Consider the following 18,884-nt stretch of genomic DNA (forward strand, 5'->3'; position numbering starts at 1 on the left):
ATCAGCCCCCTACTGTCCAACGGGCATAGATACCCCAGAACCAATCGAATTTCGCGGCGAAGGATACGAAGACAACCCAGAACAGGCTGAACGGCAGGAACACTTTCCATCCCAGACGCATCAGCTGGTCATAGCGGTACCGCGGGGTGATCGCCTTGACCAACGAGAAGAAGAAGAACACCAGCCCCATTTTGGCGACCATCCAGAAGATACCGTCCGGCAAGCCGGGGATCGGCGACAGCCAACCGCCAAAGAACATCAGCGAGATCAGCGCGCACATCAGCACCACGGCGACCAGTTCACCGATCATGAACAACAAGAAGGGCGTGGAAGAATATTCGACCTGATATCCGGCAACCAGTTCCGATTCCGCTTCGGGAAGGTCAAACGGCGGGCGGTTGGTTTCGGCCAGCGCCGAGATAAAGAATAGTATCAGCATCGGGAAGTGCGGTAGCCAGTACCAGTTCAGCAGACCGTAGTCGCCGCTTTGCGACAGCACGATGTCCCCAAAGTTCAACGAGCCAGAGCTGATGACGACGCCGATGATGATCAGACCGATAGACACCTCGTAAGAGATCATTTGCGCGGCAGAGCGCAGCGAGCCCAGAAACGGGTATTTGGAGTTTGACGCCCACCCGCCCATGATCACGCCGTAGACTTCAAGCGACGAGATCGCGAAGACATAGAGGATCGCGACATTGATGTTCGACAGAACCCAACCGTCGTTGAACGGGATCACCGCCCAGGCAACCAGCGCCATGACCAGTGTGACCATCGGTGCCATGAAGAACACGGCACGGTCCGCACCGGCGGGCACGACCACCTCTTTGACGATGTATTTCGCGAAATCCGCAAAGGATTGCAGCAGACCGTAGATGCCTACAACGTTCGGGCCGCGGCGCAGCTGTACCGACGCCCAGATTTTCCGGTCGGCGTACATCAGGAACGCAAGGGCAAGAAGCAGGGGAATCACAACAAGGAAAATCTGGCCAATAATCAGCAGGATCGTCCCCAGCGTGGTGTTGAAAAAGAAGTCAGCCATAGGTCCTCACACCGTCGGTATGCCTTTTTCCATGCAGTTCTGCACGGTCACTTCAGCATCTATTGTCTTCAAGCCCGCAGGCAGGCTCGGCGAGATGGTGTAAACAGCATCTGCGTGCCAGACACCACCCTCGATCTCAACATTTGTACGCACGTGGCGGGCAAAACCAAAGCCCCGGATCAAAGTATAGCGCGCCGCGGCACATTCCGCGTATTCCGCTACATTCTCCGATGACTGCGCTTTGGTCATCGCCACGTCGAACTGGACAAGATCCCCGTCCAGCAGTTTGGTTTCAACACCGCGATATTCGGGAATGAAGTCTTCGGCCATGGGTGCCTGCGTCTCGCAGGCACCCAGAACCAAAGGCAACATCATCCCCAAAATCCTCACTCCGCCGCCAGTGGTTTTTCGCGGCGGGCTTTGGCGTTGGCCGAAAGCTCTGCCATCAACTGGCTGGCGCGTGCGATGGGGTTGGACAGGTAGAAGTCGTTAACCGCAGGGCGGAACGGGCTGTCGCCCAGATCGCCTTGGGCCACGGGCTGCCACGCGTTTTCGGCGACCTGATCAATGTCACCCAGATGCGGAACATCAGCGACCAGCGCCTTGCGCAATGCCGAAAGCGAATCGAACGGCAGCTTGGCGTCCAGCTCGGCACTCAGCGCGCGCAAGATAGCCCAGTTTTCCTTGGCCTGACCGGGGGCAAAGCTGGCGCGCGCGGCCAGCTGCGGGCGGCCTTCGGTGTTGACGAACAAACCGCCCTCTTCCGTATAGGCGGCACCGGGCAGGATGATATCGGCACGGTGCGCGCCGCGATCCCCGTGCGAGCCTTGATAGATAACGAAGGGGCCTGCAGGAATGTCGCCCTCATCGGCCCCGAGGTTATAGATCACATCGGCGGCCAGCACATCGTTGATGCCATTTTCGGCAACGGCACCGACATCCATCGCACCCACACGGGATGCGGCGGTGTGCAGGACCATAAAGCCGGATTGCGTCGCCTCGACCAGCGCCATGGCAGCGGCCAGAACCTCTGCCCCGTCTTCGCGCGCCAGGGCCCCCATGCCCACAACGATGACCGAGGATTTCTCGGCGATGTCGGCGTGGTCCTTTTTCAGCAGGTCATTCAGCAGCGACGGGCTGTCGCCCAGATGATCGTAATCGTAGGTCAGATCGACCGCAGGGCCCATCAGCGCCACATCCGCGCCGCGGGTCCATGCCTTGCGGATACGGGCGTTCAGCACCGGCGCTTCCACTGCGGGGTTCGCGCCGATCAGCATCACGGCTTGCGCGTGGTCCAGATCTTCGACCGTGGCGGTCCCGACATAGCCCGACCGGTTGCCCGCAGGCAGCTTCGCGCCATCGGTCCGGCATTCGACAACGCCGCCCTGCCCTTCGATCAGTTGTTTCAATGCATATGTCGCCTCGACCGAGGCAAGGTCACCGATCAGACCGGCAACAGTCTTACCCTTCATCGCAGCAGCGGCAGCAGCCAATGCTTCAGGCCAGTCAGCTTTGCGCAATTTACCGTTTTCACGAATATAGGGCGTGTCCAGACGCTGGCGGCGCAGACCGTCCCAGACGAAACGGGTTTTATCGGAAATCCATTCCTCGTTCACGCCATCATGGTTGCGTGGCAAAAAGCGCATGACTTCGCGCCCTTTGGTATCCACGCGGATGTTCGACCCAAGCGCATCCATCACGTCGATCGATTCGGTCTTCGACAGCTCCCACGGCCGCGCGGTGAAAGCATAGGGTTTCGAGACCAGCGCCCCCACGGGGCACAAGTCGATGATGTTGCCTTGCAGGTTCGAATCGAGCGTCTGCCCCAGATAGGCTGTAATCTCGGCGTCTTCACCACGGCCGGTCTGACCCATCTGGTGAATGCCCGCGACCTCGGTGGTGAAGCGCACACAACGGGTGCAGGAAATGCAGCGCGTCATATGGGTTTCGACCAATGGACCCAGATCCAGATCTTCGGTCGCGCGCTTCGGCTCGCGGTAGCGGCTGAAGTCGACGCCATAGGCCATCGCCTGATCCTGCAAGTCACACTCGCCGCCCTGATCGCAGATCGGGCAATCCAGCGGGTGGTTGATCAGCAGGAATTCCATGACGCCCTCGCGGGCCTTTTTAACCATGGGCGAATTGGTTTTGACGACAGGCGGCTGGCCCTCTGGGCCAGGACGCAAGTCGCGCACCTGCATGGCGCAGGATGCCGCAGGCTTGGGTGGGCCGCCCACAACCTCCACAAGACACATCCGGCAGTTACCGGCAATCGACAGACGCTCATGGTAACAGAAACGCGGAATTTCCACCCCTGCTTCCTCGCACGCCTGAATGAGCGTCATCGCCCCTTCGACTTCGACTTCCTTGCCGTCAATGATGATCTTGCGGGTATCGCTCATATGCTTATTTCGCTCTCAGTAACGAACCGATCCGGCTCGATTTTTGGATTTCTGCACGCCCTAACGCACAATAGCTTTGCGGGTCCGAAGTATCGACCCCCTTCGCCTTTAAATATGCGGCCCCACGGGCCTTCATGCGCGCCTTTTCATCATCGCTTTTGCGGTAGGCGTCAATTTCGTCCGATGTATAGCCCAAAGACTTCGCCGTATTGTGCACATTGTTCAAATAGCTGAGCGCGCGGATCATACGGGCCGAGATATCGGGGCATTCTTTGCGAATCCGGTCGGCCAGTCCAAGATCAAGCAGCGCATCATCAACAGCCGGTACATCACGCAGCGGCGGCTTTGCGGCGACAGGGCTGGCCATCAGGGCCACGGTTGTTACGGCGATCAATACGTTACGCATCTTACTCTCCTCATGTAGCGGGGCGGACTGCCCCTTGCTACACATGGGAACTGACCCCGATGTTATTCAATAACATCCCCAGATCAGCCATTTGCCAGCGGTATGTCGCGCAAACGATCAGGAAGGGCAAGCCCCCTGAAACGTCAAAGCGTCGTCCACAAGGCGCAAATTCTCGGGCGGGGTGTCCGGCCCCACGACCCATTTGATATCGGAACTGCCATAGTTGGTCACACAATACACCGCCGCCTCATAGCGCGCGGCTTCGCGGGCACCGGTGATCGACTGCGAGGCATTGCGCACCCGCAGGGTAAAGACATCGCGTTGCCCGTCGACTTTGTTCAGCTTGGTGCGGAAATATTTACCATCAAAGGCCAGACGGTCTTCGCGGGCGGTACAGCCGGCCAAGACCGCGGCCGTTATACAAAATAGAACAATCTGCTTCATCTTCCCTCACTCTGCCGGTGTGGCCGGACCCGTCTTTTTGTGCAGCCCCCTGCCCGATCAACGGGTGAAAGCTATCGTTCTTCAGTCGCGCCTCAGAAGGCTGCGAAAATCGCCAGAACCGCCAAGGCCAGAATACAGACCAGCCCCAGCGTAAAGAACAGCGACCGCATCGGCTGGTTGGTCGTCCCGATATGCACCACGGCCATCGCGACCCGCACCACCACGAATAGCGCCGCAAAGAGGTTCACCCAGAACACAGGCGCGCCAAGCAGTACCGCCGCCAGCGTCGATGCCAGAAACGGGCCCGACGCCTCTATCGCGTTCATGAACGCGCGTTCGCGGCGATAGACCACATCGTCGTAGTTCCGCTTGGGCTTGCCGCAATCGCAGCGCCCCTCTGGCGTGCGCCCCATGGTAGAGAGCGCGCCGAGGACACTCATCAGAATGGCCCAAAAAGCCAAAGCAGTCAGCGCGTGGCTGTAGGCGGCAAAGCTTTCCATCAAAGGTTACTCCGCCGCGACGGCGCTGACGCGGCCGGTGCGTTTGTGCTTGATGCGATCCTCGATCTCGTCGCGGAAGTGCCGGATCAGACCCTGAATGGGCCAAGCCGCCGCATCCCCAAGGGCGCAGATCGTGTGCCCTTCGACCTGCTTGGTCACGTCGAGCAGCATGTCGATCTCTTCAGGCTCCGCATCGCCGCGCACCAAACGGTCCATCACGCGCATCATCCAGCCGGTCCCTTCGCGGCATGGCGTACACTGACCACAGGATTCGTGCTTGTAGAATTTCGCCAGACGCCAGATCGCCTTGATTACATCGGTGGAGTTATCCATCACGATGACCGCCGCTGTCCCGAGGCCCGAGCGTTGTTCGCGCAGGTAGTCGAAATCCATGATCGCGTCGCGCATCTGCGCACCGGGGATCATCGGCACCGAAGACCCGCCGGGGATCACGGCCTTGAGGTTGTCCCAGCCACCACGGATACCGCCGCAATGCTTTTCGATCAGCTCTTCAAAGGTGATGCTCATCGCTTCTTCGACGACGCAGGGGTTGTTCACATGGCCCGAAATCGCAAACAGCTTGGTGCCCGCGTTGTTCGGACGACCAAAGCTTGAAAACCATTCTGGACCGCGACGCAGGATCGTTGGGACCACCGCGATGGATTCCACGTTGTTCACCGTGGTCGGGCAACCATAAAGACCGGCACCCGCAGGGAACGGAGGCTTCATCCGCGGCATGCCTTTCTTGCCCTCAAGGCTTTCCAGCAGCGCGGTTTCCTCGCCACAGATATAGGCACCTGCCCCGTGGGCCACGTAGATGTCGAAATCATAGCCGGATTTGCAGGCATTCTTGCCCACAAGACCCGCATCATAAGCTTCGTCAATCGCGGCTTGCAGCGCTTCGCGCTCGCGAATGTATTCGCCGCGGATGTAGATGTAGCAGGCGTTGGCGTTCATCGCGAAGCTCGCGATCAGGCAGCCCTCGATCAGCGTGTGCGGATCGTGCCGCATGATCTCGCGGTCTTTGCAGGTGCCGGGTTCGGATTCATCCGCGTTCACCACCAGATAGCTGGGGCGACCGTCGCTTTCCTTGGGCATGAAGGACCACTTTAGACCGGTGGGGAAGCCCGCACCGCCACGGCCCCGTAGACCCGAGGCTTTCATCTGGTCGACGATCCAGTCGCGCCCGTTCTTAAGGATGCCCGCCGTGCCATCCCAATGGCCACGCGCCTGCGCGCCTTTCAGCGTGCGGTCGTGCATACCGTAGATATTGGTAAAGATGCGGTCTTGATCCTGAAGCATGAAGCTAACCTTTATGTGTCACGGCTGGCCGCGCGGGCCCGCCTCATCTGATATATATTGACCATTGCCCAGATCAGGGCTGCCAGCGCGGCAAAGTCGAACAGCAGCGCATAGCGTCCGGGCAAGCCGAACTGCGGCGCGAGCCATTGCGCCGCGATCCAAAGCAACATGGTGCCGGCAATGACAAGGCCGACCATCCGGCCCTTACGGGCCAGGGCGATTTCTTCCTTATCTGTCATTACACGGCATCCATGTCAGGCTCAGGTCTTTTTACTACGAGTGGAGAATTCGGTCTCTCCACCGGATGCGAGGGTCTTGGCCTGCGCCATCCAGTCATCACGTTGAATACGGCCTTTGAACCGCACGCGGGCATCAACCCATGCGATTTCAGCCGCGGTCCATTTGGCGATCTGTTCAAAGTGATAGATCCCCAGCTCATTCAGCGTTTGTTCAAGTTTCGGCCCTACCCCACTGATAAGCTTGAGGTTATCGGCACCGCCAGCGCGCGGCTGGTCTAGCGTTTCGGGGCTGCTTTCCACAGTATCCGCCGGAATATCCGCGATCCCCGAACGGGTCGAGGTAGCACCCTCAACGGTGGCCGGTGCCTGCGGTGTTTCAGCCGGCGTTGGTTCCGGGATAGAGGCGACAGGTTCCGCCGCCGCTTCTGCTGCGGGCGCAGGAGCCGGAGCCGCCTTGGCCTTTGCAGGCTCGGCTGCAGGGGCTTCGTATTTGTAGCTGCCTTTGCGCGCAGCGAGTTCCTCTTGGCCCTTCAGTTTGGCCGTGGGCTTGATCCCCGAGAAAGCGGCGGGTTCGTCTTTGGCCGCCGGCGAGGTGCCCGCTGTCGCCTCTGACGCGGCACCGCCGACATCGGCCTTTGCCTGACCGCCGGTCGTGTCTTCGGGGCGAGTCTCTACCGTTTCGGTGGCAGCGGGTTCCGCCTCCAGCGTCGGCTCAGGCTCTACCGCGGCGTCGCTGGTTGGTGCGGCGCTGGCCGCCTGGGTTGTGGCCGCCGTTGCAGGTGCCGCCGCCGCCGCAGGGGCGCTGGCCGTCTGCATAGGCTCATGCCCAAGCGGCCCGCACATGAATTTGGACAGGACCACAAAGGTCACAAGCCCCAGTATGATTCCAAGGAACAGCGAGGCTATAAAGCCCCAGCCGAAAACCAGCCAAAATAGCAACGCGAGGACAACGCCGACCCCGGTCCCCCACTGTGTGCAACCGCGTCTGCATTGCTCTTTTTGCGTCAAATCAGTCATGTCCGTCCCTTCGTTCGCCATTCAAGATGATCTATTATGTGTTATAGATACCATCTTTTGTGGCGCGCGACGAGAATTCTGTTTCTTCACCAGAAGCAAGCTTTTTCGCCTGCTCGACCCAGTTGTCGCGGGTCACGCGGCCCTTGAAACCTTCGAGGTTCTGATCCACCCAGGATACCTCGTTGGGGCCCCAGTCAGCGATCTGGCTAAAGTGGTAAAAGCCCATCTTGTTAACCAGCGCTTCGAGCTTAGGACCGATGCCCTTGATCATCTTGAGGTCATCCGCCGCGCCGCCTTCGGGGGCATCCAGCGTCTTGGGCTTGGTGGCTGCAGCATCCGCGTTGGCTTCGGCAGACTTCGCAACCGATGCTTTTTTGGTGCCCGCGGTCGGGGCTTTGGGTGCAGGGGCCGGATCGCCCGGCGCGACGCTGCCTGTTTCGGGTTTGCCCACAGCTTCGGTGCCGTCAGCCTCCCCCGGTGCTTCGGAGCGTTGATCCGAGGCATCGCCAACATCACGTGGTGCGTCTTCCTCTGCGGCGGTACGACCGCCTTGGGCACCGTCAGGGCCTTCGGGTGGCATATTGTCATCCCGCGCAACAGGCTGTTCCTTGTCGGAACCGGCGCTGTCTGCACCATCTTTACCCTGCCAGGGGGCAGTCAGCGGCACTTCGGTACCATCGATGCGCTTGAGCGTATCGCCGATGTCCACGGCCAGCTGCGCGCTGGCGTTATATTGTGTCTTACCACTGTCGTGATCGGTTAGGCTGGTCAGCCCGGACAGCGGTTCAGAGGCATAGCGCCCGTTCTGCGGCCCGGGTACAGGCACCTGCCCCGCCGCCATCTCGTCGATCATGGCGCGGAAGCCGTCGACGGTCAGATCTTCGTAATAGTCCTTGCCGATCTGCGCCATCGGCGCGTTCGAACAGGCCCCCAGACATTCGACTTCTTCCCACGAGAATTTGCCGTCTGCGCTGATCTGATGGGCCTTGGGCGCGATGCGTTCCTTGCAGACCTCGATCAGGTCTTCAGCACCGCAGATCATGCAGGATGTCGTGCCGCAAATCTGGAAATGCGCGACCTCGCCCACAGGCTGAAGCTGGAACATAAAATAGAATGTCGCGACCTCGAGCCCGCGGATATAGGCCATGCCCAGCATTTCAGAGACATGTTCGATTGCAGGGCGGCTCAGCCAGCCTTCTTGTTCCTGCGCACGCCACAGCAAAGGGATGATCGCGCTGGCCTGACGGCCTTCGGGGTATTTCGTGATCTGCGCTTCGGCCCAAGCCTGGTTGGCGGGGGTGAAGGCAAAGCTTGTCGGTTGGTCAGGGTGCAAACGGCGCAGCATCAGATCAGGCTTTCGTTCTTGCGGAAACGGCGGGCGCCTCCGGCGGGAGTTTATTTGGCAAAATGAAGAGGACCCGGCTCAACGGTCGACCTCTCCGAAAACGATGTCCATGGTGCCGATGATCGCCGCGACATCCGCCAGCTGGTGCCCCTTGGCGATGTAATCCATCGCTTGCAGGTGCAGGTAGCCGGGCGCGCGCAGTTTGGCACGGTAGGGTTTGTTCGAACCATCCGCCACAAGGTAGACGCCGAATTCGCCCTTTGGGGCCTCGACAGCGCAATAGACTTCGCCGGCGGGGACGTGGAACCCTTCGGTGTAGAGCTTGAAGTGGTGGATCAGGCTTTCCATGTCGGTTTTCATCGCGGTCCGGCTGGGGGGCGTGATCTTGCCCCGCGCCAATACATCGCCCTGCCCTTCGGGCGCGCGCAGCTTCTCGATGGCTTGCTGGATGATGTAGGTGGACTGGCGCATTTCTTCCATGCGGACGAGGTAGCGGTCATAGCAATCGCCGTTCACACCGGTCGGAATCTGGAAGTCGAATTCATCGTAGCATTCATAGGGCTGCGCACGGCGCAAATCCCACGCCAGGCCAGAGCCGCGGACCATCACGCCCGAGAAGCCCCAATCCTGGATGTCCTGTTCAGACACGATGCCGATGTCAGCGTTACGCTGTTTGAAGATCCGGTTTTCTGTCAGCAGCTGATCCACGTCGACCATGAAGCCCGACAGGAACTTGTGGGTCCATGCCTCGATATCATCAAGCAGCGCAGGCGGCAGATCCTGATGAACACCTCCGGGCCGGAAATAGGCCGCGTGAAGACGGGCACCGCAGGCGCGTTCGTAGAAGATCATCAGATCTTCGCGTTCTTCAAAGCCCCAAAGCGGCGGTGTCAGTGCACCTACGTCCATCGCCTGCGTGGTGACGTTCAGCAGGTGCGACAGGATGCGGCCGATCTCGGAATAGAGCACGCGGATCAGAGAGGCGCGACGGGGCACCTCGACGCCGGTCAGCTTTTCGATGGCCAGACACCAGGCGTGTTCCTGGTTCATCGGGGCCACGTAATCCAGCCGGTCGAAATACGGCAGGTTCTGCAGGTAGGTGCGGCTTTCCATCAGCTTTTCGGTGCCACGGTGCAGCAGGCCGATATGCGGATCGCAGCGTTCGACGATCTCGCCGTCGAGTTCGAGAACCAGACGCAGAACCCCGTGCGCCGCAGGGTGTTGCGGGCCGAAGTTGATGTTGAAGTTGCGGATCTTCTGCTCGCCGGTCAGGGCGTCTTCGAAACCTTTGGTGCCGTCCATCATTTACGCTCCAGCTCGGTCAGTTTGACGCCCATCCACCACAAAAGGGCGACGGTGCCCAAAGGCACGATACAGGCAACAGACCAGTATTTATTGATCCCGAAAAACGGCAACAGCTTGACCATCGGGATGATTGTGAGGGCAGACAGTATGAACCACCACATGCCCCCCATTATTTTGCCTCCGGCTTTTCATCGCCCGGCAGAATATATTCGGCCCCTTCCCAAGGCGACATAAAGTCGAACTGGCGATATTCCTGAACGAGGCTCACGGGTTCATAGACCACGCGCTTTTCGCTCTCGTCATAGCGGACTTCGGTATAGCCGGTGGTTGGGAAATCCTTACGCAGCGGGTAGCCGCGGAACCCGTAGTCGGTCAGCAGGCGACGCAGGTCGGGGTGGCCGGCAAAGATGATGCCGAACATGTCAAAGACCTCGCGTTCGAACCAGTTGGCCGACGGGTGGATATCGACGATCGAGGGGACCATATCCTCTTCGCGCGCGGCGACGCGCAAGCGGATGCGCTGGTTCTGGTACATCGACAGGAAATGATAGACGACATCAAAGCGTTTGGCGCGGCCCGGGTAATCCACCGCGGTGATATCCACCAGCGAGGAGAAACGGCAGGTCGCGTCGCTTTTGATAAATTCTACCAGACCGGGCAGATTGGCCTGGGTGACATCCATGTTCAGCTCGTCAAAGGCGATGTCCCAGCCGAGGATACAGTCGGGGCGTTTCGCTTCGATATACGCGCCAAGTTCGTTCAGTTGTTCTGACATATCAGCCCCTTAGCGAACAATTGTGCCGGTGCGGCGGATTTTGCGCTGCAGCTGCATGATACCATAAAGCAACGCCTCTGCCGTGGGGGGGCAGCCGGGCACATAGACATCGACAGGCACGACACGGTCACAGCCGCGCACCACGGAATAGCTGTAGTGGTAATAGCCGCCGCCATTGGCGCAGGACCCCATAGAAATCACATAGCGCGGTTCCGGCATCTGGTCATAGACCTTGCGCAATGCCGGTGCCATCTTGTTGGTCAACGTGCCCGCAACAATCATCAGGTCGGACTGACGCGGAGACGCGCGTGGCGCGGTACCAAAACGTTCCAGATCGTAGCGCGGCATCGAGGTGTGCATCATCTCGACGGCGCAGCAGGCCAGACCAAAAGTCATCCAGTGCAGCGAGCCGGTACGCGCCCAGTTAATGATGTCTTCGGTCGAGGTCAGCAGGAAACCTTTGTCCTGCAGTTCCTTATTCAGGTTCTGGGTGGCCACATCGCGGTCCATCCCGGCCACATTGGCCCCGGCGGCTGCTACTGCCATTCCAGTGCTCCCTTTTTCCACTCATATGCAAAGCCGGCTGTCAGCACGGCAAGAAAGACCATCATCGACCAGAAACCGGCCATGCTCACGTCCTGAAAGGCCACGGCCCAGGGGAAGAGGAAAGCGATTTCGAGGTCAAAGATGATGAACAGGATCGACACGAGGTAGAACCGCACATCAAATTTCATCCGGGCGTCATCAAAGGCGTTGAACCCGCATTCATAGGCCGACACTTTTTCAGGGTCCGGGTTGCGCACGGCCAGCACGACGGCGGCCAGGATCAAAACAATGCCAAGGACAATCGCCACGGCTAGAAAAAGTAGGATCGGCAGGTATTCCCGCATCATGTCGTCCAAGGGGAAGCTCCTTTTGCGTATGCGACGCGCCACGCGCCCTGTCAGCCAAACGGCACTATTGGCTTTGGTCGGTTTACTCCGCTGTCCGGTCAGGGTCAACCGAGCCCGCCATATTTGCGTCATCCTGTCGTGGGGCGCGGCACACCCTGCCCGCGCCCGCGTGATTGGCGCTATTTTTCCAGCAGATCGCAGCTCTCGCGCCAACTGTGCTGCGGCGCGAACCCCAGCAGGTCACGCGCCTTTTCGATGCTGAAGAATGTCTCGAACTGGCCCATATCGCGGGTCTGGCGCACGTCTTTATAGTAGCGCTCAATCAAGTCAGACGTTTGTGCGGCGACAGAGGTGTCGGCGTTGGCCACATTGAACACCTCGTACCCCAAGCCGTCGACCTCGAGACAGCGCTGCACCATCTGCCCCAGATCGCGGGCATCGATGTAGGCAAAGATATTGCGCCGACGTTGATCGGGGTCGTGAATGAAGCCGGGGAAAAGACTGGCGTATTCATGCGGTTCGATCACGTTGTTGATTCTCAACCCGTAGATGTCCGCGCCCGTGCGCGCCTGAAAGCTGCGCGCCGTCGCCTCGTTACAGACCTTGGACATGGCATAGCTGTCTTCGGGCACGGTCGGGTGGTCCTCATCGACGGGGATATAGTCAGGCTTGCGCTCCCCATGGGCAAAGCAGATGCCATAGGTCGTCTCGGATGAGGCAAAGATGATCTTGGGCACACCTGCTTTCACGGCAGCATCAATGACATGATAGGTGCCAAGCGTATTGACCCGAAACACCTCCGTATCCGACGTGATCAGAATGCGCGGCACGGCTGCGAAATGCACAACGGCGTCAACCCCCTGCGCGGCGGTGCCCTGATCCAGTTCGCCCAAGTTCATCAGACTATGCATCACATCATGCATCTGGCCCGCGTCGGTGATATCGGCGATGCGGTTGTCAACGCCGGGGTGATCCAGCGGCTGCTGATCCACGTTCAACACCTGATGCCCCTGCTCCAGCAGATAGGGGATCACATGCCGCCCCGCCTTGCCGCTGCCGCCGGTGAATAGAATACGCATGGGGGCCCCTCTTGCCGTTGATGTCGTGGCAAAGCCTAGAGCCTTGCCGCCCCGCTTCAACCCGTAATCCAGGACGCCTTGCGCTTGTCGAAGAAGGCACCGATTCCCTCGGCCGCCTCTTCGGTTTCCCAGCGGTCGGCCAATGCGGCGATGGTATGGTCCACGACCTGCGCGTCGATCCGCGGCCCCAGATCCCGCGCGAGCTGTTTCGCCGCTGCCACGGCCCCCGGCGCACAGGACAGATAGGGCACGACCTCGGCCTCGATCGCAGCGTCCAGCGCATCCGCCGGCACGGCACGGGCCAGCAACCCCAGATCGACCGCCTCTGCCGCGTCAAACAGACGGGCCGACATGAACACACGCCGCGCGCGCCCCTCGCCCATACGGGCCAGCACATAGGGGCCGATGGTGGCCGGAATGATCCCCAGCCGCGTCTCGGTGAACCCCATCTTCAACGTATCAACCCCGATCGCCACGTCACAGACCGAGGCCATGCCGACTCCGCCACCAAAAGCGTTGCCCTGCACCCGACCGATCAAGGGCTTGGGCAGCGCGTTCAGCGCGCCCAGCATCGCGGCCAGCTTGCCTGCCTCGGCCGAGCGTGTCGGCCCATCCATATCGCGCTGCGCCTGCATCCAGCCCAGATCACCGCCCGCGCAAAAGCTTTTGCCCGCGCCGGTCAGCACCACGACCCGCACAGCGTCATCAGCGGCCAAGGCGGCGGCGGCCCCGGTCAACTCCGCGATCATCTGCGCGGACATGGCGTTATGCTTTTCCTCGCGCGCCAACGTCAACGTCGCGACCCCGCGCGCGTCGGTCTCCAGCTTCAGTGTTTCGTACATCATCCTGCCCTCATCCGCCGCGCCTTCTCGGCGGCTTCTTCTATCACCGCCTGATCCAACCCGGTGTCATAGCCAAGCGCCGCCAGATGCGCGTTGACCTTTTCCGTAGCAACATTGCCCGCGGCCCCCGGCGCATAGGGGCACCCCCCCAAACCGCCTACGGCGGCATCGAACACCCGCACGCCCATGGACAGGGATGCATCAATATTGTCCATCGCCCGCCCGTTTGTATCATGGTAATGCCCGGCCAAACGCCCCACGGGCACCACATCGCGCACCGCCAGCAACATGCGCGCAATCGTATCCGGCGTGCCCGCCCCGATGGTATCCCCAAGCGAGACCTCATAGCAGCCCATAGAGAAAAGACGATCTGCCACATCCGCCACCTTGGAGGGCGCGACCGCCCCGTCATAGGGGCATTCCACCACGCAAGAGACATAGCCCCGCACTGGCATATCCACATGGCGTGCCTGCTCTAGGATCGGCGCGAAACGCTCGAACGCCTCCTCGATGCTGGCGTTGATATTCTTCTGGCTGAACCCCTCGCTGGCCGAGGCGAACACCGCGATTTCCCCCGCTTTGGCCGCGACCGCATCCTCGTAGCCCCGCATATTGGGGGTCAGCGCGGCATAACGCACCCCCTCGACCCGAGCAATCCCGCCCAGAACCTCACCCGATCCGGCCATCTGCGGCACCCATTTGGGGCTGACAAAGCTCGCCACCTCGATCCGGGAAAACCCCGCACGGCTCAGCAGGTCGACCAGCGCGATTTTCTCCGATACCGGAATTTCGCGCGCCTCGTTTTGCAGCCCGTCCCGTGGACCGACCTCGAATATCTCGCAGAACCCTTTATCCATAACGCCCCCTCCCCTTCATTTTGCCAAATAAACTCACCTGCGTGACGGTAGCATCACTCGACCGGCCACGGGTCATAAAACGTCCGGTCAAACAACGGCACGTCTTTGGGCAGTGACAGCTGGAACGCCTCGCGGTCGGTGATGCGCGCATACCAGGCCGCCACATTGGGGTGATTGTCGAGCTTGGCGAAGTGCTGCGCCATATAGACCGCCTGCCCCACGTTCACATCCGCCGCGGTGAAACCGCTCATCAACAGATAATCCTGTGACAGTATCCCGCCGCCCAAACGCGCCTCGATCGCGTCGTAACACTTCATCAAACGCGCGGCTTCCAGCTTCATCACGATGGGGCTGCGCATGGAATCGTCGCGCAGCGCCACGTGCTGCTGGGTCAACGCGGCACAATGCTGCGATACCGTCTCGGCAAAATGGATCCACACCAGCCACGCCATGCGATCCGGTGCCCCCGGCATCCGCCCCAAACGATCAGGGCTGAACCGTTCGCAAAGATACTCCGCGATGGCACCGGTCTCGAACATCCTCTCCCCGTCGATCTCGAGCGAGGGCACACGCCCCGCCGGCGAAATCGCCAGATAGCCCGGATCACGCAAAGATTTGTCGAAGGCGTGGATCGACACCTCGAAGGGCACCTCCAGCTCGTACAGCAACCAAAGGGTGCGCATGGAACGGGTCTGTTCGACGTGGTGCAGGGTAATCATGGTGCGGTCTCCTATGCCTCGGGCTCTAGCCGCACCAGTGCTACACCCGCCTCGACCTGATCACCAGCCTGCGCCAGAACCTCGGCGACCACGCCATCCCGCGCGGCAAGCAGGCTGTGCTCCATCTTCATGGCTTCCAGCACCGCCAGACGATCGCCCTTGGTCACCGCCTGGCCGACCTTGGCATCCACGACACGCACCAATCCGGGCATCGGGGCCTCGATCAGGTTGCCGTCGCCGTGCCCCCCCGCAGCACGGGCCAGCGGATCGATAACGTCGAACACCAGCCCATAGCCATCAAACACCGTCACGCGCCCATCCGCGACCGAAACATCCGCCGCCTGTTGCCCGCCCACGGACCAGCGCCCACCGATGCGCTGCGCGACGACCTCTGCCCCATTGACAGCCCAGATCTGATGATCCTCCGAGACAACCTGCACCTGCAGCAGATGATCCTCGCCGCCCCAGGACAATCCGACCGCGCGGCGCAGCGGCTGCCACAGCGTAAATCCCGCGCCCTCGGCCGGTTCCAGCAACGACAGCGCCGCCATTCCGGCAAGCGCCGCATGGCGCGGCGCCACCTCGGGCGTTTGTGTCAAAGCATCAATGTCACGGGCGATCAGCCCCGTATCCACATCCCCCGCGGCAAACCCTTCATGCGCCGCCAAAGCGCCCAGAAATGCAAGGTTCGTGACCGTCCCCGCCACCTCGCAGCCGGTCAGCGCTGCGCGCAGGCGCGAGAGGGCGATGTCGCGCGTGTCGCCATGCACGATCACCTTGGCAATCATCGGATCATAGAAGGGGCTGATCGTATCGCCGGCGCGCACACCGCTGTCGGCACGGCAGGCGGGCGTGAACTGCAAATGCGTCAAGGTGCCCGTGGCGGGCAGGAAGCCCTTGGGCACATCCTCCGCATAAAGCCGCGCCTCAAACGCATGGCCGCGGATCGACAATTCGTCCTGGCGCAAAGGCAGCCCCTCGCCTGCCGCCACACGCAACTGCCAGGCGACCAGATCAACGCCGGTAATCGCCTCGGTCACGGGATGTTCCACCTGCAAACGGGTATTCATCTCCATGAAAAAGAAGCCGTCCGTCTGCAACCCGCCAGAGCCGTCGACGATGAATTCAATCGTGCCCGCCCCAGCATAGCCGATCGCCTCGGCTGCTGTGACCGCCGCCTGCCCCATCGCTTCGCGCATTTCGGGCGTCATGCCGGGGGCCGGAGCCTCCTCGATCACCTTCTGGTGGCGCCGCTGAAGCGAGCAATCGCGTTCAAACAGATGCACGGCCTTTTTGCCGTCGCCAAAAACCTGCACCTCGATATGGCGCGGTTTGGTGACGAATTTCTCGACCAGCACATCGGCGTTGCCAAAGGCTGTCTTGGCCTCGGAGCGCGCACTCTCCAGCGCGGCCTGAAAACCGTCCGCCGCCTCCACCAGCCGCATGCCCTTGCCGCCGCCGCCGGCGACGGCCTTGATCAACACCGGATAGCCGATCTTATCCGCCTCTGCCGCCAGCAGCGCGTCATTCTGATCGGCCCCGTGATACCCCGGCACAACCGGCACGCCCGCCTCGACCATCAAGGCCTTGGCGGCATCTTTAAGCCCCATCGCGCGGATGGCCTTGGCCGACGGGCCGATAAAGACCAGCCCCGCCGCCTCTACCGCATCCACGAAATCGGGGTTCTCCGACAAAAAGCCATAGCCCGGATGGATCGCCTGAGCGCCGGTATCCAGTGCCGCCTGAATGATCACCTCGCCGCGCAGATAGCTATCCGCAGGAGCCGACCCGCCGATATGCACCGCGGTATCCGCCATCGCCACATGTTTCGCCGCGCGGTCCGCGTCGGAATAGACCGCCACGCAGCGCACCCCCATGGCCTGCGCTGTCTCCATCACGCGGCAAGCAATCTCGCCCCGGTTCGCAATCAGGATCGTATCAAACATCACGCAGTTCCCTCACATCCATCTTATCTTCATTTTGCCCCTTAAACTCCGGGGGTCCCGGGGGCTGGCCCCCGGCCTTATAAAAGTCTTGGGCTGGCCCCCGGCTTTATTCACGAATTTGGGCTGGCCCCCGGCCGCATAAAGGCCCACCGCAGCCTACATCCGGAACACACCAAACTTCGTATCCTCGATCGGTGCGTTCAAGCTTGCCCGTAGCGACAGCGACAGCACCTCGCGGCTGTGGCGCGGGTCGATAACACCATCATCCCAAAGCCGCGCGGTCGCATAAAGCGGATGCGACTGTTCCTCGAACATATCAATCGTGGGCTGTTTGAACGCGGTCTCTTCTTCCTCGGTCCAACTGTCGCCGGCGCGTTCGATCGCATCGCGTTTTACCGTTGCCAGAACGCCCGCCGCCTGCGCACCGCCCATGACCGAAATGCGCGAGTTCGGCCATGTCCACATAAAACGCGGGGAATAGGCGCGGCCCGCCATACCATAGTTACCGGCCCCGAACGACCCGCCCACCAGCATGGTGATCTTGGGCACATTGGTCGAAGCGACGGCCGTCACCATCTTGGCCCCGTGCCGCGCGATGCCTTCGTTCTCGTATTTGCGGCCGACCATGAAGCCGGTGATGTTTTGCAAGAACACCAGCGGGATCTTGCGCTGCGAACAGAGTTCTACGAAATGCGCGCCTTTCTGGGCGGATTCCGAGAACAATACGCCGTTGTTGGCGATGATACCGACGGGGCAGCCTTTCACATGGGCGAAACCGCAGACCAGCGTCTCGCCAAAGCGCGCCTTGAATTCGTCGAAGCGGCTGCCATCGACCAGCCGCATGATGACTTCGCGGATGTCATAGGGCGTGCGCAGATCGGCGGGGACAACGCCCAGCATCTCGGCCGGATCATAGGCAGGGTCTTCGGCGGGTTGCCACTGCACATTCATCGGGGCCGCGCGGTTCAGACCGGCCACGGCGCGTCGTGCCAAGGCCAGCGCGTGGGCGTCATCCTCGGCCAGATAGTCGGCCACACCTGACAGACGGGTATGCACATCGCCGCCGCCCAGATCCTCGGCGCTGACCACCTCGCCCGTGGCGGCTTTGACCAGCGGCGGACCTGCCAAAAAGATTGTGCCCTGCTCTTTCACGATGATCGACACATCCGACATCGCGGGCACATAGGCCCCGCCCGCGGTGCACGAGCCCATGACCACAGCGATTTGGGGAATGCCCTTACCGCTCATCCGCGCCTGATTATAGAAAATCCGGCCAAAGTGGTCACGGTCGGGAAAGACCTCGTCCTGATTGGGCAGGTTCGCGCCGCCGCTATCGACCAGATAGATGCAGGGCAGATGATTTTCCTCGGCGATCTCTTGGGCGCGCAGGTGTTTCTTAACGCTCATCGGGAAATAGGTGCCGCCCTTCACCGTGGCGTCGTTGCACACGATCATGCAGTCGATGCCCTGCACCTTGCCGACACCCGCGATCACACCTGCCGCGGGGGCGGCACCGCCATAGAGCCCATGCGCCGCCAGCGCACCAACTTCAAGGAACGGCGATCCGGGGTCGAGCAGATTAGCCACCCGTTCGCGGGGCAGCATCTTGCCGCGGCTCACGTGACGCGCGCGAGATTTCTCGCCGCCGCCCAGTTCCGCCGCATCCGCCGCCTCGCGGATGGTTTGCAGCGCGGCCAGATGCGCGGCCTCGTTCGCCTTGAAGCTTTCGAACGAGGGCAAGGCTTGCGAAATCAGCTTCATGTCGGTCTCC

The 18,884-nt window shown here is 61.0% G+C and carries 21 protein-coding genes; all 21 read right to left on the minus strand.

The genetic code is table 11. The features are described 5' to 3' along the window. Nucleotide 1: 1 nt before the first annotated feature. Nucleotides 2–1,042 (minus strand): NADH-quinone oxidoreductase subunit NuoH, encoded by a 1,041-nt coding sequence (gene nuoH, locus GLP43_RS11815; protein WP_005853973.1) that lies wholly within the window; start codon nt 1,040–1,042, stop codon nt 2–4. Nucleotides 1,043–1,048: 6 nt separating this feature from the next. Continuing rightward, nucleotides 1,049–1,417: a hypothetical protein gene (locus GLP43_RS11820; RefSeq protein WP_005853975.1), complete on the minus strand. Its 369-nt coding sequence runs from the start codon at nt 1,415–1,417 to the stop codon at nt 1,049–1,051. Nucleotides 1,418–1,428: 11 nt separating this feature from the next. Then, a complete protein-coding gene (nuoG, locus tag GLP43_RS11825; protein ID WP_237279460.1) occupies nt 1,429–3,444 on the minus strand; it encodes an NADH-quinone oxidoreductase subunit NuoG in 2,016 nt (671 codons plus the stop codon). 4 nt (nt 3,445–3,448) lie between these two features. Continuing rightward, on the minus strand, nt 3,449–3,850 hold the full coding sequence (locus GLP43_RS11830; RefSeq protein ID WP_237279461.1) for a DUF5333 domain-containing protein: 402 nt from the start codon (nt 3,848–3,850) through the stop codon (nt 3,449–3,451). A 117-nt stretch (nt 3,851–3,967) separates the two neighbouring features. Continuing rightward, on the minus strand, nt 3,968–4,294 hold the full coding sequence (locus GLP43_RS11835) for a hypothetical protein (protein WP_237279462.1): 327 nt from the start codon (nt 4,292–4,294) through the stop codon (nt 3,968–3,970). A gap of 92 nt (nt 4,295–4,386) precedes the next feature. Next, nucleotides 4,387–4,794, minus strand: coding sequence for an MAPEG family protein (locus tag GLP43_RS11840; protein ID WP_237279463.1), 408 nt, complete (start codon nt 4,792–4,794; stop codon nt 4,387–4,389). Nucleotides 4,795–4,800: 6 nt separating this feature from the next. Next, nucleotides 4,801–6,096, minus strand: coding sequence for an NADH-quinone oxidoreductase subunit NuoF (nuoF, locus tag GLP43_RS11845; protein WP_237279464.1), 1,296 nt, complete (start codon nt 6,094–6,096; stop codon nt 4,801–4,803). Nucleotides 6,097–6,107: 11 nt separating this feature from the next. Beyond that, on the minus strand, nt 6,108–6,335 hold the full coding sequence (locus GLP43_RS11850; protein ID WP_005853987.1) for a DUF5337 domain-containing protein: 228 nt from the start codon (nt 6,333–6,335) through the stop codon (nt 6,108–6,110). Between the two features lie 21 nt (nt 6,336–6,356). Next, a complete protein-coding gene (locus tag GLP43_RS11855) occupies nt 6,357–7,352 on the minus strand; it encodes an endonuclease (protein ID WP_237279465.1) in 996 nt (331 codons plus the stop codon). 34 nt (nt 7,353–7,386) lie between these two features. Beyond that, complete coding sequence (locus tag GLP43_RS11860) at nt 7,387–8,697, minus strand: NADH-quinone oxidoreductase subunit E (protein WP_237279466.1); 1,311 nt, start codon at nt 8,695–8,697, stop codon at nt 7,387–7,389. A 78-nt stretch (nt 8,698–8,775) separates the two neighbouring features. Next, nucleotides 8,776–9,999 (minus strand): NADH-quinone oxidoreductase subunit D, encoded by a 1,224-nt coding sequence (locus GLP43_RS11865; protein ID WP_009824863.1) that lies wholly within the window; start codon nt 9,997–9,999, stop codon nt 8,776–8,778. Then, nucleotides 9,999–10,163: a hypothetical protein gene (locus tag GLP43_RS11870; protein WP_005853995.1), complete on the minus strand. Its 165-nt coding sequence runs from the start codon at nt 10,161–10,163 to the stop codon at nt 9,999–10,001. Before GLP43_RS11870 ends, GLP43_RS11865 begins: the two co-directional genes overlap by 1 nt. A gap of 8 nt (nt 10,164–10,171) precedes the next feature. Beyond that, the gene (locus GLP43_RS11875; RefSeq protein WP_237279467.1) at nt 10,172–10,777 is read right to left on the minus strand and encodes an NADH-quinone oxidoreductase subunit C; all 606 of its coding nucleotides are present in this window, start codon (nt 10,775–10,777) and stop codon (nt 10,172–10,174) included. A gap of 9 nt (nt 10,778–10,786) precedes the next feature. Further along, entirely contained in the window at nt 10,787–11,323 is a 537-nt protein-coding gene (locus GLP43_RS11880; protein ID WP_005853998.1) for a NuoB/complex I 20 kDa subunit family protein, read from the minus strand. Continuing rightward, a complete protein-coding gene (locus GLP43_RS11885) occupies nt 11,314–11,679 on the minus strand; it encodes an NADH-quinone oxidoreductase subunit A (RefSeq protein WP_005854000.1) in 366 nt (121 codons plus the stop codon). The genes GLP43_RS11880 and GLP43_RS11885 overlap by 10 nt, the downstream gene beginning before the upstream one ends. 170 nt (nt 11,680–11,849) lie before the next feature. Next, a complete protein-coding gene (locus tag GLP43_RS11890; protein ID WP_237279468.1) occupies nt 11,850–12,749 on the minus strand; it encodes an NAD-dependent epimerase/dehydratase family protein in 900 nt (299 codons plus the stop codon). A gap of 56 nt (nt 12,750–12,805) precedes the next feature. Continuing rightward, nucleotides 12,806–13,591, minus strand: coding sequence for a crotonase/enoyl-CoA hydratase family protein (locus tag GLP43_RS11895; protein WP_237279966.1), 786 nt, complete (start codon nt 13,589–13,591; stop codon nt 12,806–12,808). Continuing rightward, entirely contained in the window at nt 13,591–14,448 is an 858-nt protein-coding gene (locus tag GLP43_RS11900) for a hydroxymethylglutaryl-CoA lyase (RefSeq protein ID WP_237279469.1), read from the minus strand. Before GLP43_RS11900 ends, GLP43_RS11895 begins: the two co-directional genes overlap by 1 nt. A 53-nt stretch (nt 14,449–14,501) precedes the next feature. Next, nucleotides 14,502–15,167: a glutathione S-transferase family protein gene (locus tag GLP43_RS11905; RefSeq protein ID WP_237279470.1), complete on the minus strand. Its 666-nt coding sequence runs from the start codon at nt 15,165–15,167 to the stop codon at nt 14,502–14,504. Between the two features lie 11 nt (nt 15,168–15,178). Then, on the minus strand, nt 15,179–17,113 hold the full coding sequence (locus GLP43_RS11910) for an acetyl/propionyl/methylcrotonyl-CoA carboxylase subunit alpha (protein ID WP_237279471.1): 1,935 nt from the start codon (nt 17,111–17,113) through the stop codon (nt 15,179–15,181). 156 nt (nt 17,114–17,269) lie between these two features. Continuing rightward, nucleotides 17,270–18,874, minus strand: a complete 1,605-nt coding sequence (locus GLP43_RS11915) for a carboxyl transferase domain-containing protein (RefSeq protein ID WP_237279472.1) — start codon at nt 18,872–18,874, stop codon at nt 17,270–17,272. Between the last annotated feature and the right edge of the window lie 10 nt (nt 18,875–18,884).

It is taken from the genome of Sulfitobacter sp. M39 (assembly GCF_021735935.1).
GTDB lineage: Bacteria > Pseudomonadota > Alphaproteobacteria > Rhodobacterales > Rhodobacteraceae > Sulfitobacter.